At 66.0% G+C, this 16750-nt stretch carries 13 protein-coding genes; 2 read left to right on the forward strand and 11 right to left on the reverse strand.

Annotated elements, in window-relative coordinates; genetic code table 11:
- Positions 1-26: 26 nt before the first annotated feature.
- The 6 genes from phoU to CH339_RS11485 all read right to left on the reverse strand — a co-directional run bounded on the left by phoU (position 27) and on the right by CH339_RS11485 (position 7053).
- Entirely contained in the window at positions 27-752 is a 726-nt protein-coding gene (phoU, locus tag CH339_RS11460; RefSeq protein WP_111434498.1) for a phosphate signaling complex protein PhoU, read from the reverse strand.
- A gap of 25 nt (positions 753-777) precedes the next feature.
- A complete protein-coding gene (gene pstB / locus CH339_RS11465; RefSeq protein WP_111434499.1) occupies positions 778-1599 on the reverse strand; it encodes a phosphate ABC transporter ATP-binding protein PstB in 822 nt (273 codons plus the stop codon).
- A gap of 18 nt (positions 1600-1617) precedes the next feature.
- A complete protein-coding gene (gene pstA / locus CH339_RS11470) occupies positions 1618-2958 on the reverse strand; it encodes a phosphate ABC transporter permease PstA (protein ID WP_111434500.1) in 1341 nt (446 codons plus the stop codon).
- A complete protein-coding gene (gene pstC / locus CH339_RS11475) occupies positions 2955-4424 on the reverse strand; it encodes a phosphate ABC transporter permease subunit PstC (protein WP_111434501.1) in 1470 nt (489 codons plus the stop codon). Before pstC ends, pstA begins: the two co-directional genes overlap by 4 nt.
- Before the next feature lie 77 nt (positions 4425-4501).
- Positions 4502-5542 carry a substrate-binding domain-containing protein gene (locus tag CH339_RS11480; RefSeq protein ID WP_245408139.1) on the reverse strand — a complete coding sequence of 347 codons (1041 nt, stop codon included), beginning with the start codon at positions 5540-5542 and terminating at the stop codon, positions 4502-4504.
- Between the two features lie 164 nt (positions 5543-5706).
- Positions 5707-7053 (reverse strand): ATP-binding protein, encoded by a 1347-nt coding sequence (locus CH339_RS11485; RefSeq protein WP_201241015.1) that lies wholly within the window; start codon positions 7051-7053, stop codon positions 5707-5709.
- 236 nt (positions 7054-7289) lie between these two features.
- Between CH339_RS11485 and ppk2 the strand changes: the two genes are divergently transcribed.
- Both ppk2 and CH339_RS11495 read left to right on the forward strand, forming a co-directional pair.
- Positions 7290-8165 carry a polyphosphate kinase 2 gene (gene ppk2 / locus CH339_RS11490; RefSeq protein ID WP_170138496.1) on the forward strand — a complete coding sequence of 292 codons (876 nt, stop codon included), beginning with the start codon at positions 7290-7292 and terminating at the stop codon, positions 8163-8165.
- 148 nt (positions 8166-8313) lie between these two features.
- The gene (locus tag CH339_RS11495) at positions 8314-9138 is read left to right on the forward strand and encodes a lytic murein transglycosylase (RefSeq protein ID WP_111434503.1); all 825 of its coding nucleotides are present in this window, start codon (positions 8314-8316) and stop codon (positions 9136-9138) included.
- A 425-nt stretch (positions 9139-9563) separates the two neighbouring features.
- Here the strand turns inward: CH339_RS11495 and CH339_RS11500 are convergent, their stop codons facing one another.
- The 5 genes from CH339_RS11500 to hypF form a co-directional block, all read right to left on the reverse strand.
- The gene (locus tag CH339_RS11500; RefSeq protein ID WP_111434504.1) at positions 9564-11201 is read right to left on the reverse strand and encodes an NAD(P)-binding protein; all 1638 of its coding nucleotides are present in this window, start codon (positions 11199-11201) and stop codon (positions 9564-9566) included.
- Positions 11201-12256, reverse strand: coding sequence for a thiamine pyrophosphate-dependent enzyme (locus CH339_RS11505; protein WP_111434505.1), 1056 nt, complete (start codon positions 12254-12256; stop codon positions 11201-11203). Before CH339_RS11505 ends, CH339_RS11500 begins: the two co-directional genes overlap by 1 nt.
- Positions 12253-13527, reverse strand: a complete 1275-nt coding sequence (porA, locus tag CH339_RS11510) for a pyruvate ferredoxin oxidoreductase (protein WP_111434506.1) — start codon at positions 13525-13527, stop codon at positions 12253-12255. Before porA ends, CH339_RS11505 begins: the two co-directional genes overlap by 4 nt.
- Positions 13520-14101, reverse strand: coding sequence for a 2-oxoacid:acceptor oxidoreductase family protein (locus CH339_RS11515; RefSeq protein ID WP_111434507.1), 582 nt, complete (start codon positions 14099-14101; stop codon positions 13520-13522). Before CH339_RS11515 ends, porA begins: the two co-directional genes overlap by 8 nt.
- Positions 14102-14383: 282 nt before the next feature.
- Positions 14384-16696, reverse strand: coding sequence for a carbamoyltransferase HypF (gene hypF / locus CH339_RS11520; RefSeq protein ID WP_201241016.1), 2313 nt, complete (start codon positions 16694-16696; stop codon positions 14384-14386).
- Between the last annotated feature and the right edge of the window lie 54 nt (positions 16697-16750).

Below are 16750 nucleotides of genomic sequence, written 5' to 3' on the forward strand. Positions count from 1 at the left end.
GGCATGTCAGGCGTGTTGCATCTCGCTCAATCGTTGGCTGCCGGACCGAAGTCCATCGACGTCGTGCTCGTCAGGTCGTCCTTGACGCGTTCGTCGGAAAGCTGCTCTCCGGTGACGAGGTAGTGGATCGTCTCGGCGATGTTGGTGGCGTGGTCGCCGATGCGCTCGATGTTCTTGGCGCAGAACAGGAGGTGGGTGCACTGGGAGATGTTGCGCGGATCCTCCATCATGTAGGTGAGGAGTTCGCGGAACAGCGAGGTGTAGAGCGCGTCGACCTCCTGGTCGCGGGCGCGGATCTGCGCCGAGGCGGCGATGTCGCGCGCCGCATAGGCGTCGAGGACGGCCTTGAGCTGGGTCATGGCAAGCTCGGCGATGTGCTCCACGCCATGGGTCAGCGACTTGGAATTGAACTGGCCGTCGATGGCGAGCGCCCGCTTGGCGATGTTCTTGGCGAGATCGCCGACGCGTTCCAGGTCGCCGGAAATGCGAAGGACGGCGACCGCCTGGCGCAGGTCGAGCGCCATCGGCTGGCGGCGGGCGAGCATGATGATCGCCTTTTCCTCCAGGTCGCGCTGCATCTGGTCGAGCCGGATGTCGGTGCGGATGACCTCCTGGGCGAGTTCGCCGTTGTTGCGCGCCAGCGCGGTGACAGAGTCGTCGACCAGGCTCTCGGCAAGGCCGCCCATCTCGGCGATGCCGGCGGCAAGCTCCTGGAGTTCCTCGTCGAACGATTTGACGATGTGTTCGGACATGAGAGTGCTTCCCCTTGGGCGTTGCCTAGCCGAACCGGCCGGTGATGTAATCCTGGGTCCGCTTGTCGTGCGGATTGGTGAAGATATTGTCGGTCGGGCCTTCCTCGACAAGCAGGCCGAGATGGAAGAACGCCGTGCGCTGGGAGACGCGGGCGGCCTGCTGCATGGAGTGGGTGACGATGACGATGGTGTAGTTCTCGCGCAATTCGTCGATCAGCTCCTCGACCTTGGCGGTGGCGATCGGGTCGAGCGCGGAACACGGCTCGTCCATCAGGATCACCTCCGGGCTGACGGCGATCGCGCGGGCGATGCACAGGCGCTGCTGCTGGCCGCCGGAAAGACCGGTGCCCGGTGCGTCGAGGCGATCCTTGACCTCGGCAAAGAGGCCCGCCTTCTGCAGGGCGGTGACGACGATCTCTTCCATGTCGGTCTTGTTGCGGGCAAGGCCGTGGATGCGGGGGCCGTAGGCGACGTTCTCGAAGATCGACTTCGGGAACGGGTTCGGCTTCTGGAACACCATGCCGACCTTGGCGCGGAGCTGCACCGGATCGACCTTGGGATCGTAGATGTCCTCGTGGTCGAGCTCGATCTTGCCCTCGACGCGGCACACGTCGATGGTGTCGTTCATGCGGTTGAGGCACCTGAGGAAGGTCGACTTGCCGCAACCGGACGGGCCGATGAAGGACATCACCGAGTTGGCCGGAATGTCGACGTCGACATCCTTGATCGCGTGGTTGTCGCCGTAGAACACCTGCACCTTGCGGGCGACGATCTTCGGCTCGACGGCGGGCGCGATCTTCGGCTGGCCCGAAACGGCAGCCTCGTCGACATGTGTCAGTTCGTTCATCGGTCTGCCCTTTCGTTACTACCAGCGACGCTCGAACCGGCGACGCAGCACAATGGCGAGAATGTTCATGGCCATGAGGAACACCAACAGGATGATGATGCCGCCCCAGGCGCGTTCGTAAAACGCCGGATCGGCGCGCTTGGCCCATTCGTAGATCTGCGCCGGCATGGCGGAATTGGGCGCCAGGAAGCCGTCGCCGACACCTTCGGGGAAGTTGGAGGCGATGAAGCCGACCATGCCGATGAGCAGGAGCGGCGCGGTCTCGCCGAGCGCCTGGGCAAGGCCGATGATCGTGCCGGTGAGGATGCCGGGCATGGCCAGCGGCAGCACGTGGTGGAAGATCGACTGCATCTTGGAGGCGCCGACCCCGAGCGCGGCATCGCGGATCGACGGCGGCACCGCCTTCAGCGAGGCGCGGGTCGAGATGATGATCGTCGGCAGCGTCATCAGCGTCAGCACCAGGCCGCCGACCAGCGGCGCCGATTGCGGCAGGTGCGCGAACTGGATGAAGACGGCGAGGCCGAGAATGCCGAAGACGATGGAGGGGACGGCGGCGAGGTTGGAGATGTTCACCTCGATGAGATCGGTCAGCCAGTTCTGCGGCGCGAATTCCTCAAGATAGATCGAGGCGGCGACGCCGATCGGCAACGACAGCATGAGAACGACCAGCATCATGAAGAAGGAGCCGACCATGGAGGCGCCCATGCCGGCCTGCTCGGGCCGGGAGTCCGAGGCGTCGGTGCCGAGGACGAACTGCCAGTTGAAGGTCTTGGTGACGATGTCGGCCTTGCGCATCGCATCGATGAGGTCGAGATGGGCGGCGTCGAGGTTCTTGTCGTTGATGAGGTCCTCGCGCTTCACCCGCCCCTTCAGATAGCCGTCGACGCGCGACGAGGCGACGAACTCGAAGGTGACGGTGCGGCCGATCTGGTCGGGGTTGGCGAGGACGAATTCGCGCAAGGTCGCCGCCGCGCCCGAGGACATCATCTTCTGCAGGCCGCGGTCGTCCATGCCGGTGTCAATGCCGGCCCGGCCCAGTTCGGCGCGGAAGCCGGTGTTGATGATCGCACGGTATTTCGAGGTCTTGACGATCGATTTCTCGGCCGCCTCGATCGCGCCCTTGTCGAGCTTCACCGGCACCTGGATGAAGGTCTGGGAAAAGGCGCCGAGGCCGTTGGACAGGATCGCCCAGAGCAGCGCGACCAGGAACAGGAGGCCGATGACGACCGCGGAAACACCATAGGCCTTGAAGCGCGCCTCGGAGGCATTGCGCTTCTTGGTCAGGGCATCGACGGCCAGCAGCGAGGATTTCTTCCTTGCCGGTCCGGCAAGCGGGGAGCCAAGGGTCGCATCGGTCATTCGTACTGCTCCCGGTATTTGCGCACGATGTACAGCGCAGCGATGTTCAGCAAGAGGGTGACGACGAAGAGCGTCATGCCGAGGGCGAAGGCGACGAGCGCCTCCGGCGAGGCGAAGTCCGCGTCGCCGGTGAGCTGACTGACGATCTTGGCGGTGACGGTGGTCATCGCCTCCAGCGGGTTGAGGCTGAGGCGGGCGGCGGCACCGGCGCCGAGCACCACGATCATGGTCTCGCCGATGGCCCGCGAGGCGGCGAGCAGGATGGCGCCGACGATGCCGGGCAGCGCCGCCGGCAGGATCACCTGCTTGACGGTCTCCGAATGGGTGGCGCCGAGGCCGAGCGAGCCGTCGCGCATGGCCTGGGGCACCGCATTGATGATGTCGTCGGAGAGCGATGAGACGAACGGGATCAGCATGATGCCCATGACGAAGCCGGCGGTCAGCACCGAGGACGCGCCCTGCATCCAGTCGACGCCGAACAGGCCTCCGCCGCCGAAGGCATCGACCAGCAGCGGGCCGACGGTCAGGAGCGCAAAGAGGCCGTAGACGATGGTCGGGATGCCGGCGAGCACTTCAAGCATCGGCTTGGCGAAGGAGCGCACATGGGGGCCGGCATATTCGGAGAGATAGATCGCGGCGAACAGGCCGACCGGGACGGCGACGCTGAGCGCGATGAAGGAAATGTAGAGGGTCGCCCAGATCAGCGGCACGATGCCGAGTTCCGATCCGCCGCCGAAGCTCGGGCTCCAGGTCAGGCCGAAGAAGAAGTCGGCGGCCGGATAGACGCGGAAGAACTCGATGGTGTTGAAGATCAGCGACAGCACGATGCCGAGCGTCGTCAGGATGGCGATGGAGGCGGCCGAGAGCAGGATCCAGCGCACCACCCGCTCGACCACGTTGCGGGCGCGGAAGTCGCGGTGGCTGCGCATATAGGCAAAGGCGAGCCCGGCGAGGCCGAAGCCGACGACGACGATGAGGCGCAGCAGCGCGCCGGTCGAGGCGATCTCCCGGTAGCGCTGGGCCGCGCGCAGGGTCTCGGAATTGACGTCGGAGCCGAGCGCGACGCCAACGTCGCCGAGGCGGTCGCGGACGTCGGTGAATTCGGTGCGGATCGAACTCGCCTGATCGGCGGTCATGGCGCCGGCCTCGACGGCCGCGTCGAGCCCGTCGGCGACGCGCTTCACGTCGCTCATGACAAGGTCGAGCGAGCTCTTCTCGATCGAGGCCTCGGAGATCATCGAGGCGACCTGGTTGTGGATCACGATCGGCTGGACGATGAGCCAGACGACGAGGACCAGAAGGGACGGAATCAGCACCATCAGCGCCGCGTTCCATCCGTAATAGCTCGGCAGGGAATGCAGTTTCTGCATGTCGCCGCCGGCGGAGCCGAGAGCCCGGCTTCGGCCGAGGACATAGCCGACCACGGCCAGTGCCAGAAGCACCAAAAGGATAACGGAAAGGGACATGGGGAGGACCACCCTCGGCGGGGAAAGGAACAGGGGAAGGGCGGCGGAAGCCGCCGCCCTTCAAGCCGTGGGCGGGATCAGTTGCCCATGGTGGTTTCGGCGGTCACGGCTTCCTGAGTCTGGGCGAGCTCGGGATCGGCGACCAGGCCGTACTGGGCAAGCGGGCCACTCGGGCCGGCGATCTCGTCGGAGACGAAGAACTCGGCATATTCCTTGAGGCCCGGGATGACGCCGATATGCGCCTTCTTGATGTAGAAGAACAGCGGCCGGGAGACCGGATACTCGCCCGAGGCGATGGTCTCGGTCGACGGCTGGATGCCGGACATGGTGGCAACCTGCAGCTTGTCGGTGTTGTTCTCGTAGAACGCCAGACCGAACACGCCGATGCCGTCCTTGTTGGAGTCGATGCGGGCCAGCGTCTCGGTGTAGTCGCCGTCGATGTCGACCGACAGGCCGTCGGTGCGCAGCGCGATGCAGGCCTTCTCGGCGGCCTTCTTGTCGTCGCCGTTGGCGGCCTTGAAGGCCTCGAAGTCACCGGTCGCCTCGCAGCCGGCGAGGATCACCTTTTCCTCGAAGACTTCGCGGGTGCCGTGCTTGGTGCCCGGAACGAAGGCCATGATCGGCTGGGCCGGGAAGTCGCCGTTGACGTCCTTCCAGGTCTTGTTCGGGTTGTCGACGATCTTGCCGTCGACAACGACCTTGTCGGACAGGGCCTTGTACCAGTCGGTCGGGGTGAAGGCGAAGGAATTGCCGTTGATGTCCGAAGCGAAGACGATGCCGTCATAGCCGATGCGGACTTCGATGATGTCGGACACGCCGTTCTCGGCGCAGGTCTTGACTTCCTTGTCCTTGATCTTGCGCGAGGCGTTGGCGATGTCGATGGTGTTCTCGCCGACGCCGGTGCAGAACTTCTTCAGACCGGCCGACGAACCGCCGGACTCAACAACCGGGGTCGGGAAGTCGGTGTTCTCGCCGAAGGCCTCGGCAACGATGGAGGCGTAGGGCAGAACGGTGGACGAGCCGGCGATCTGGATCTGATCGCGGGCCTCAGCGGCACCGGTGGCGAGCACGCCAGCGATGGCGAACGCGGCGACACTTGCATAAGTGTTGAATTTCACGTGACCTCTCCCTGTGATGTGTAGGTCGTCTGAAGGGGATATTTGATGAATGACAGCGGCCATGGCCGCGTCATCGACCGGCACGCTAAAGGCGCCACGCGAACGTTCTATGACTCTTGAATGACTGTTTGATGACAGTTTAGTCAATTGAATTTCATTGTTATTTATTCGGCTTTGGAGTTTGCGTCCGGGATTTTGGCCCGCGCCATGCGAACCGTAAAGACGGCGCCCTTCCCGGGGGCGTTGTCGACCGTCATATGGGCCCTGTGGCGGTTGAGAATGTGCTTGACGATGGCAAGGCCGAGACCGGTGCCCTTCTTCTCCCGGCTCGAGGCAACGTCGATCCGGTAGAACCGTTCGGTCAGCCGCGGCAGGTGCTCGCGGGCGATGCCGGGCCCCCAGTCGCGCACCGAGACGGTGACGAAGCCGTCGCCGCCGGCGATGTCCTCCGACAGGGCGGAGATACGCACCCGCTCGCCGTCGCTGCCGTATTTGATGGCGTTCTCCACCAGGTTCTCGAACACCTGCACCAGTTCGTCGTGGTCGCCGCGCACGACCAGCGCCGTGCCGGGCAGGTCGGTCTCGATGGCGACCCCGAACTCGTTCGCCGACGGCGTCAGCGCATCGACGACGTGGTCGACGACGTCGGCAAGGTCGATCAGCGTGTCGGGGCGGACATGGGCCCGCATCTCGATCCGCGACAGCGACAACAAGTCGTCGATCAGCCGCGACATGCGCGCGGCCTGGTCGTTCATAATCTGCAGGAAGCGCTCCTGGGCGCCGGGGTCGTCGCGGGCAGCGCCCTGCAGGGTCTCGATGAAGCCGCTGAGCGAAGCGAGCGGCGTGCGCAGTTCGTGGCTGGCATTGGCGACGAAATCGGCGCGCATGCGCTCCAGGCGCCGCTGCTCGGTGAGGTCGCTGACGACGACGAGGATGAAGCCGTCGCGCAGGGAGGACCGGGACGTTTCGGCGGGCGCAAGGCCGACCCGCGTCACGAAGGCTTCCAGCCAGCGCTCGGTCGGCACCTTTTCCGACCAGCGGATGCGCTCAGGCGGCTCACCGGCCGAGACCCGGTCGATGGCCTCCAGCACGGAGGGAATGCGCAGGCGGAAGGACAGCGGGTCGCCGGGCCGCACCGGGCCGAACATCTGCTGCGCCTCCTCGTTGACATAGCGCACGATGCCGCGGCGGTCGACCAGGAAGCCGGCCTGGGGCAGCGCCTCCACGATCACCTTCATGCCGGTGTCGGGCCACAGGCCGCGGGCCCGCTCGCCGCGCATCGCCAGCCGGTTGACCGCCCGCTGGCGCGGCATCACCGTGGCGGCAAAGAGGACGGCGGTGAAGGCGCCGAGCGCATAGACCACCGGCACCTCGTGCAGGAAGACGAGCCAGGCGAGGATGGCAGCGACGACGGCGAGCACCCAGCGATCCTCGACCAGGCGCTGGCGCGCGGCATGGGCCACCGGCATGCTGACCGGCGCCGGCGCGTCGATGCGGTCGCGGTCGCTCATGCCTCGTTCCCGTTGTCGTTACTTAAATTCCGGCGCACTGCCGTTTCCTCCGATGCCGCCGCGCCATGGCATGGCCGCGGCCGATCTGCCTCACGCGCCACGCTTTGGCCGGCTGCTTTTTGCGGGGCCGTCACGGCACCCGTGCTCGCGGTTTCGCCCGGCGCGCCGGGTTGCTACACTTTTCCGACTCACCGCGCCTTTGCGATCGCAGCATGAAGCCAGCGCACGACGACAACATGAAGAACGACAGTCAAAAATCTACGGCATTGTATATGGATTTCGACCTCGACGATCCTGAGCTACCTAAAAAAATCCGCAAGGAGGCGTTCTCGTCCGGCGGCTATCCGCACGACAAGAAGCTCGACAGCGACAGCTACGACGACGCGCTTGAGGCGCTGCAGATCGAGCTGGTGAAGGCACAGGCCCATGCGCGCGAGACCGGCGCCCGCGTGGTGATGCTGTTCGAGGGCCGCGACGCGGCCGGCAAGGGCGGCACCATCAAGCGCTTCGTGGAGAACATGAACCCGCGTTCCGCGCGCGTCGTGGCGCTGCCCAAGCCCACCGAAAAGGAACTGGGCCAGTGGTATTTCCAGCGCTATGCCAACCACTTGCCAACGAGCGGGGAGTTCGTGCTGTTCGACCGGTCCTGGTACAATCGGGCCGTTGTCGAACGGGTGATGGGATTCTGTACCGAGGCCGAGAGCGAATCCTTCCTGCGCGAGGTGCCGCGGTTCGAGGACATGCTGGTGGAGGCCGGCATCCTGTTCATCAAATACTGGCTCAATATCGGCCGGGAGATGCAGCTCGTCCGGTTCCACGAGCGCCGGCACGACCCGCTGAAGATCTGGAAACTGTCGCCGGTCGACCGCAAGTCGCTCGGCATGTGGGACGAATATACCGAGGCGCGCGACCGCATGATCGAAATGTCGCACACCGACCACGCGCCCTGGACCATCATCCGCGCCAACGACAAGCGCCGGGCGCGGATCAACGCCATCCGCCACATGCTGATGCTGTTCGACTATGAGGGCAAGGATCGCAACGCGATCGGAGCCATCGACGAGGAGATCGTCGGTAGCGGCCCGGGTTTTCTTCATCGCGGGTCCGAGTAAACCGACGCTTCCGTCCGGTTAGCATCCGTTTTTGGACGATGTTTACTGCTGGCGATGTTGTGTCGTGACAGCGCCGCGTCGTTTGGGCAAAATCCGGTTCCGCACCGCCGGTTCCCCGGACGGGCCAGCATGATACGGAGGATTTTTCATGCATTGGATGGTTCGCCCCATTGCCGGCGTTATCGCCGCTTTGGCCTTTCTCGCCGCACCCGCCGTGCCGGCACTCGCCGCCAAATGCGGCAACACCTCGGCCGGTTTCCAGCGCTGGGTCGACGACTTCAAGAAGGAGGCGGCGGCCAACGGCATCCGCCAGAGCACCATCCGCGCCACGCTCGACGACGTCACCTATGCCAGGAAGACGATCCGGCTCGACCGCAACCAGCACTCCTTCAAGATGTCGCTCGAGACCTTCATGCAGAGGCGCGGGGCGAACGCCATCGTCGCCAAGGGCAAGCGGATCAAGCGCCAGCAGGCGCGGCTGTTCGACAGCATCGAGCGGCGCTACGGTGTGCCGCCCGGCGTGCTGCTCGCCATCTGGGGCATGGAGACCGGCTTCGGCGGCTATCTCGGAAACCAGGACGCCATCTCGGCGCTGACCACCCTCGCCTATGACTGCCGGCGCTCGGCCTTCTTCAAGAACGAGCTCTATGCGGCGCTGAAGATCGTCCAGAAGGGACACCTGAGCCGGCGCGAGATGCGCGGCGCCGGCCACGGCGAACTCGGCCAGACCCAGTTCCTGCCGTCCAACTACTGGAAATACGCCGTCGATTTCGACGGCAACGGCCGCGCCGACCTGATCCGCTCGCGGCCCGACGCGCTCGCCTCCACGGCGAATTTCCTCAAGGGCCACGGCTGGCGCCCCGGCGCCGGCTACCAGCCGGGCCAGCCGAATTTTCAGGCAATCCAGGGCTGGAACGCGGCCGGGGTGTACCAGAAGGCGATTGCTATTATTGCCGCGCGGATCGACGGGTAGTCGGGGCGGGCGGCAACTGTCGCCGTGGGGACGTTCGGAACCGCCCCATTGCTCAGCCATTCGTAGCTAGCGCACTGCGCCATCCCAACATTCTGCGCCACCACCGGGCTCGACCCGGTGGTCCATGATGCCTTACCACACGACGCACCATAAGCGATTGATCGCAAAGGCCTCATGGATTGCCGGGTCAAGCCCGGCAATGACGCGGAGTGAGGTGGCAAGTGCGAACAAGGACCGCCACGCCCTCGTCATCGCGAGGGTCCGAAGGACGGGGAGCGACGAGTGGCGCGAGCCCGGGAAGGCGACGCGGCGATCCAGGGGCGGCCAGCTCCGAGCGTGCCGCCCTGGATTGCCGCACTCGCTTCGCTCGTTCGCAATGACGACGGAACGAAGATTGCTATCCGCCCGCCGTCACACCTTCCCCGTCACACCTCCTCCGGCACCATCTTGATGGCGCCGCAGGGGCATTCGGTGGCGCACATGCCGCAGCCCTTGCAGTAGTCGTAGTTGAACCGGAAGCGGTTGCCGGGGCCGAGTTTGATGACGGCGTTGTCCGGGCAGATGCCGTAGCAGTTATCGCACTCAAAGCAGTTGCCGCAGGACAGGCAGCGCCGCGCCTCGAACAGCGCCGTTTCCTCGTTGAAGCCCTTCAGGACCTCGTCGAAGCTGGTCTGGCGGCGGACGATGTCGAGCTGACCCTGCACCCGCTGGGGCGCGTCGTCATAGTACCAGGTGTTGATCTTGGAAAAGTCCGCCAGTTCGTGCGGTTCCGGGTGGACATAGCGCTCGCCCTTCAGGAACGCATCGATGTTGCGGGCGGCGTGCTTGCCGTGGCCGATGGCGACGGTCACCGTGCGCTCCGCCGGCACCATGTCGCCGCCGGCAAAGAGGCCCTTTCGCCCGGTCATCATCTGGTCGTCGACCTCGACGATGCCGTCGCTGGCGACATTTACCCCCGGCACCTTGGTGAGGAAGCCGGTGTCGACGTCCTGGCCGAGGGCGAGCACAAGGGTGTCGGCTTCCAGCGTTTCGAACTCGCCGGTCGGAACCGGGCGGCCGTCCGCGTCGATCGTCATCTTCTCCACCTTGAAGGTGGTCTCGTCGATCTCCTTGATGGTGCGCAGCCAGTGGATGAGGACGCCTTCCTCCTCGGCCTCGCGGGCCTCGAACTCATGCGCCGGCATCTGCTCGCGGGTGCGGCGGTAGACGATCATCGCCTCGTTGGCGCCGAGGCGCTTGGCGGTGCGGGCGACGTCCATCGCCGTGTTACCGCCGCCATAGACGATGACGCGGCGGCCGAGCTGCGGCGGCTCGCCGCCGACCTCCATGTCGCGCAGCACCGAGACGGCATCGAGGATCTTGCCGGCGCTGTGGGCCGGAATGTCGATGCGCTTGGCGAGGTGCGCGCCGACGGCGACGAAGACCGCGTCGAACCCTTCCTCGGTGAAGGCGCCCTCGATGTCCTCGACCTTGGTGTTGAGCTCAAGCTCGACGCCGAGGCCGAGGATGCGCTCGATTTCCGCATCGAGGATCTCGCGCGGCAGGCGGTATTTCGGAATGCCGAAGCGCATCATGCCGCCGGCCATCGGGCCGGCCTCGCGGATCGTCACCTTGTGGCCAGCGCGGGTCAGGTGATAGGCGGCGGAAAGCCCGCTCGGGCCGGCGCCGACGACCAGCACCTTCTTGCCGGTGGGTTTCGCCTCGACGCGGGGCACCAGCTTGTTCTTGATCGCGTAGTCGCCGAGAAAGCGTTCCACGCCATGGATGCTGACGGCCTCGTCGAGGTGGCCGCGATTGCAGACGCCTTCGCAGGGGTGGTAGCAGACGCGGCCCATGACGGCCGGCAGCGGGTTGTTGGCGACGAGGCTCTGCCAGGCCTCGGCATAGTCGCCGCTTTCGGCGTGGAACAGCCAGCCCTGGATGTCCTCGCCGGCCGGGCAGGCGTTGTTGCAGGGCGGCAGCCGGTCGATATAGATCGGCCGTTCGGTGCGCCAGGAGCCGGTGTGGTTGGCAAGGCTGGTGCCGGGGTCGAGCGTGATCGCAAAGGGCAGCTTGCCGGACATTACCGATCCTCCCCGTCGAGAAGGCCAAAACGCTTGATGTTGGCGTCGGCCATGCGCTGGATGGCGGCAAGGCGCGCAACGTCGCCCTCGCCCTTGAACAGGTGCGCGAAGCGCTTCTGCGGTTTCAAATAGTCGGCCACCGGGACCTTGCGGCGGATCTTCTGGACGGCCTTGACCTCGCCGTGCTCGGCCTCGAACAGCGGGAAGATGCCCGATTGGACGGCAAGCCGGGCGAGCTTCATGGTGTCGTTCGACGCCGCGCCCCAGCCGAGCGGACAGGGCACCATGATGTGGATGTAGCGGGCGCCGTGGATGCCCATCGCCTTGGTCACCTTGCGCTCCAGGTCGTGCAGGTCGGCGACGCTGGCGGTGGCGACATAGGGGATGTTGTGGGCCATGGCGATCAGCGGCAGGTTCTTGCCGGTGCCGAAGACGTTGCCCGGTTCGTCGCCGAGGGCGGGCGTCGTCGCGGTGCGGGCCGCCGGCGGCGTCGCCGAGGAGCGCTGGACGCCGGTGTTCATGTAGGCCTCGTTGTCGTAGCAGATGTAGAGCACATCGTCGTTGCGCTCGAACATGCCGGACAGGCACCCGAAGCCGATGTCGACCGTGCCGCCGTCGCCGCCTTGCGCGACGACGCGAACATTGTCGCGTCCCTTGACCCGGAGCGCGGCGGCGACCCCGGTGGCGACCGCGGGCGCGTTGCCGAACAGGGAATGCAGCCAGGGGATCTGCCAGGAGGTTTCCGGATAGGGGGTGGTGAAGACCTCAAGGCAGCCGGTGGCGTTGACGGCGATGAGCTGGCCTTCGGTCGCCATCATCGCCGCGTCCAGCGCATAGCGGGCGCCGAGCGCCTCGCCGCAGCCCTGGCAGGCGCGGTGGCCGGAGGTGATCGCGTTGGAGCGGTCCATGGAGGCCTGGACGGTGCGCTGGGCGTCGTCGAGGAGCCGGTTGCCGACGGTGTGGGTGCCGGTCTGGTAGAACCTTACTTTCTGGGGGGCCGTCTGCTGGGCGCCGGCGCCTACGGCGGGTTCGGTCTTTGCCGGGTCGGTGGTCATTCGCCTGCCTCCGCTTCTTCGATTTCCGCGCCTTCTTCGCCGTGCATCGCCTTGAGGATGTTCTCGGCGATCGGGCCGGACTTGCGGACCTCGCGGGCGCGGGCGAGGTGGGCGTTGACGACCTCCCAGTTGAGGTCGAGGAAGGTGACGTCGTCGAGGGCTTCGGCCTCGGCGCGCTCGAACACATCGCGTAAGGACGCGCGGGTGATCGGCCGGCCGCCAAGGCCGGCAACGACCGTGAAGACCTCGCGATAGAGCCGGCGCAGCGACATGCGCACAGCCGAGGCGAGCACGCCGCCGATGCCGATGGCGAGGCTCTTTTCAACGCAGACGATGCGCAGCGCGTCGTGCAGCGCATCGCGCAGGGCCTCCAGGGGGAACGGCCGGAACGAGCAGACGGCGACGCAGCCGATCTTGTGGCCGTCGTCGCGCATGGCGTCGATGACGTCCTTGATGGTGCCGTTGACCGAGCCCAGCGCGACGACGATCGTGTCGGCGCCCTCGGTCCGGTAGGTGTGCAGAAGGCCGCCGGACTTGCGCCCGAAGCGCGCCTCGAAATCCTCGGCGATCTCCGGGATCAGATCGAGCGCGCGGAGCTGCTTGTGGTGGGCGAGGTAGCGCACCTCGGTGAAGGCGTCCGGGCCGACCATCGCGCCGATCGAATAGGGTTCGGCCGGATCGACCACCTGGACCGGCTCGAAGGGCGGCAGGAAGGCATCGACCTCTTCCTGGGTCGGGATGTCGACCCGCTCATAGGCATGGGTGAGGATGAAGCCGTCCATGCAGACCATGACCGGACAGGACAGCATCTCGGCGAGGCGGAAGGCCTGGATGTGCAGGTCGGCGGCTTCCTGGTTGGTTTCCGCATGGAGTTGGATCCAGCCGGAATCCTTCAGCGCCATGGAGTCGGTCTGGTCGTTCCAGATGTTGATCGGTGCGCCGATGGCGCGGTTGCCGACGGTCATGACGATGGGAAGGCCGAGGCCGGCGGCGTTGTAGACCGCCTCCGCCATGAACAGGAGCCCCTGGCTGGCCGTCGCCGTATAGGTGCGCGCGCCGGCGGCCGAGGAGCCGATGGCCACAGAAAGTGCGGCGAACTCCGATTCCACATTGATGAATTCGCAGTTCTTCAGGGTGCCGGCCTTCACCAGCGCGCCGACACCTTCCACGATATGGGTCTGCGGCGTGATCGGATAGGCGCATACCACTTCGGGCCGCGAGAGGGCGACTGCCTCTGCGACGGCCTGCGATCCTTCGGTTTGCTTAAGCATTGACGGGCTCCCCCAGGGCGGCCTTGGCGAGTTCAAAGGCCTCGCGGGCCGCGGCGATGTTGGGCTTGGCAAGGGCGGGCGGGAACTTCTCCGCGATCGCCTTTTCCACCGATTCCAGTTGCAGCCTGCCGGTCATGGCGGCGAGGCCGCCGAGCAGGGCGGCGTTCGGCACCGGACGGCCGATATGCTTGACGGCGATCTCCGTTGCGCCGATGTCGACGACGTGGCGGTCGGGCAGCCTGGCGACGAAATCGGCGATGCCGAGTTCCTCAAAGCTCTTGCTGGAATTGATCAGGATGTAGCCGTCGCGCTTCAGGCCGGAAAAGACGTCGACGGAATGCAGAAGCGTCGGGTCCTGGATGATCAGGGCGTCCGGCTCCAGGATCGGCTCGCGCAGGCGGATCTCCTTGTCGTCGATGCGGCAGTAGGAAATCACCGGCGCGCCCATTCGCTCCGAGCCGAAGCTGGGGAAGGCCTGGGCGTGCATGCCCTCGTCGAAGGCGGCCACGGACAACACTTCCGCGGCGGTGACAACACCCTGCCCGCCGCGGCCATGAATACGAATTTCGAACATTTGGGACCCTTTCTTCGCGGCGCACCTTATGAATTTGGGCGCGTCGGGCCTTGACCCGCATCAATGCGGACCTGCGCCAAGATGTCGTGACAAGCAAGGTTGACGGACCGGGATTCCGTCGAAAATCGGCAGCCGAGCCCGACCAGGGACTCACAAACACCCCTCCTCGACACATGCAATCTTTATAAACTAAAGTCGAAGGCGTCGCCAGTTGCCGGAGCCCCGCAGCGGCGATTCGTCGGAGTCTTTCGCCGGGGCCGGCACTGCCGGCACCGCAACGGCTCAGCGAAGCGCCCGGGCGGCCGCAACCGCGGCCTGGCCGAAGGCGAGGCCGCCATCATTGGCCGGCACCTCGCGCTGGGCCAGCACCGGCAGGCCGCAGCCGTCGAGTTCTTCCGCTACTTGCCGCATCAGCAGCGCGTTCTGGAAGACGCCGCCGGAAAGGGCGATGGCGCCAGCCGATATTTCGTCGGCTAATTTTTTGGCCAGTTGCGCAGTCGCGCGGGCGAGGCCGAGATGGAAGCGGGCGGAGATTTGGCCGGGGGGCATGCCGTCGGCAAGATCCGTTAAAAGCGCGTCCCACATCGGCACCGGGTCGAGGTGTCGAATGTTCCCGGCCTCGACGACCGCGAAGGGATAAGCGCGATCCGGGGATATCCCTGCGCCAAGTGCCTCCAGCTCCATCGCCGCCTCGCCTTCATAGGTCAGCCGATCGAAGGCCAACCCCAAGGCCGCACCGACGGCATCGAACAGACGGCCGGTGGAGGAGGTCAGCGGGCTGTTGAGGCGGCGCTGCATGAGCACCCGAAGGTTGGCGACCGGCTTCTCGGAAAGAAGACCGGCAAGCGCGGATTTTCCGAGACGTTTTTGGGCGACGTCCCAGCCCATGGCGGTATCGAGCTGCGCAACCAGATTGCGCCAGGGCTCCCGGTTGGCGGCGTCGCCGCCGGCAAGCGGCACCGGCCTCAAACAGGCAAGGCGCGTGAAGCCGCTGTAGGTGGCAGCCAGGAATTCCCCGCCCCAGACCGTTCCGTCCGGCCCGTAGCCGAGGCCGTCGAGGGCGACGCCGAGGACCGGGGCACCGTCCGCCGGCCAGCCGTTTTCGGCCATGGCCGAGGCGATGTGGGCGTGGTGGTGCTGGACGCGGGTCAGCGGCACGCCGAGCCGTTCGGCCTCGGCTTCCGCGAACCGCGTGGCGCGATAGTCGGGGTGGAGGTCGGCGGCGACGATCTGCGGGCAGTGGTCGAAGAGGCGGGAATAGTCCTTTGCGGCTTTTTGAAATTCCCCAAAGGAAAGAGCGTCTTCCAGGTCGCCGAGGTGGTGGGAAAGAATCGCCGTTCCGGCGCGGGAAAGGCAGAGCGCGGACTTCAACTCACCTCCGAAGGCCGCGACCGGCGGCGCGGATTTGAAGCCCGGCGGCAGATCGAGGGACGCGGGCGCGTAGCCCCTCGCCCGGCGCAGCAACCGGATATCGCCGGAAACGATGCGCGCGACCGAGTCGTCGAGCCGCCGCGCGATCGGTCGGTCATGCATGAGGAACGCATCAACGAATGGGCCGAGCTTTGTCCCCGCCTCGTCGTTGCCGATGGCCTGGGGCTCGCCGGACCGGTTGCCGCTGGTCATGACGAGCGGACCGTCGACGGCCGCCATCAACAGCGCATGCAGCGGGGAATAGGGCAGCATCCAGCCGAGGACAGAAAGGCCCGGCGCCAGCGCGGGGGCAAGGGACCCAGCGGGGATATCGTCCGCCTTTTCAAGGAGCACGATGGGCGCGGCCGGGTCGTTCAGGAGCGCTTCTTCGGCCGGGGATAGGGCAGCATGACAACGGATCGCATCCATGTCCGGGGCCATCAGGGCAAATGGTTTTTTCGGTCGCCGCTTACGCTCCCTGAGCAACCGGACCGCATCCTCGTTGGCGGCATCGCAGGCCAGATGAAAACCGCCGATACCCTTGATGCCAAGGATTTTCCCGGCACGCAGCAGCTTTGCGGCCGCGGCGATCGCATCGCCCTCGATCTCCACACCGTCTCGTTCCAGCCACAGGCGCGGGCCGCAGTCCGGGCAGGCAATCGGCTGGGCGTGGAAGCGCCGGTCGGCCGGGTCCTCGTATTCGGCACGGCAGGACGGGCACATGTCGAAGGCGCGCATCGTCGTCGACGCCCGGTCATAGGGGATGTTTTCCAGGATCGAAAAGCGCGGCCCGCAATGCGTGCAGTTGGCAAAGGCGTAGCGGTGGCGGCGCTCTTCGGGATCGAGGATTTCCGCATGGCAGGCCGGGCACATCGCGGCATCGGGCGTCGCGCCGGTGCGGGCGCTTGAGCGATCGGTCTCGACGATGGAAAAGCCGGGTTGGACGGCGGTCCCTGCCAGCGGCGCGCGCTCGACGGTATCGATGTGGGCAAGCGGCGGCGGATTTTCTTTGATGGCCCCGACAAAGCCGTCGACATCGCCGGCAAAGGCCCGGATCAGCACCCCCTCGCCGTCATTGCGCACATCCCCGGAAATGCCGAACTCCGCGGCCAGCCGCCAGACGAAGGGCCGAAACCCGACCCCCTGCACCTGTCCGCGCACCCGGATTTTTTCAGCACCTGCCAAACGCCGCGATCCTTCCTCCCGCTCAGAGCGGCGATGCTAGCGGGCGGTGGTTCG

Origin of the sequence: Rhodobium orientis, assembly GCF_003258835.1 — a bacterium.
In the GTDB taxonomy this organism is placed as follows: Bacteria; Pseudomonadota; Alphaproteobacteria; order Rhizobiales; family Rhodobiaceae; genus Rhodobium; species Rhodobium orientis.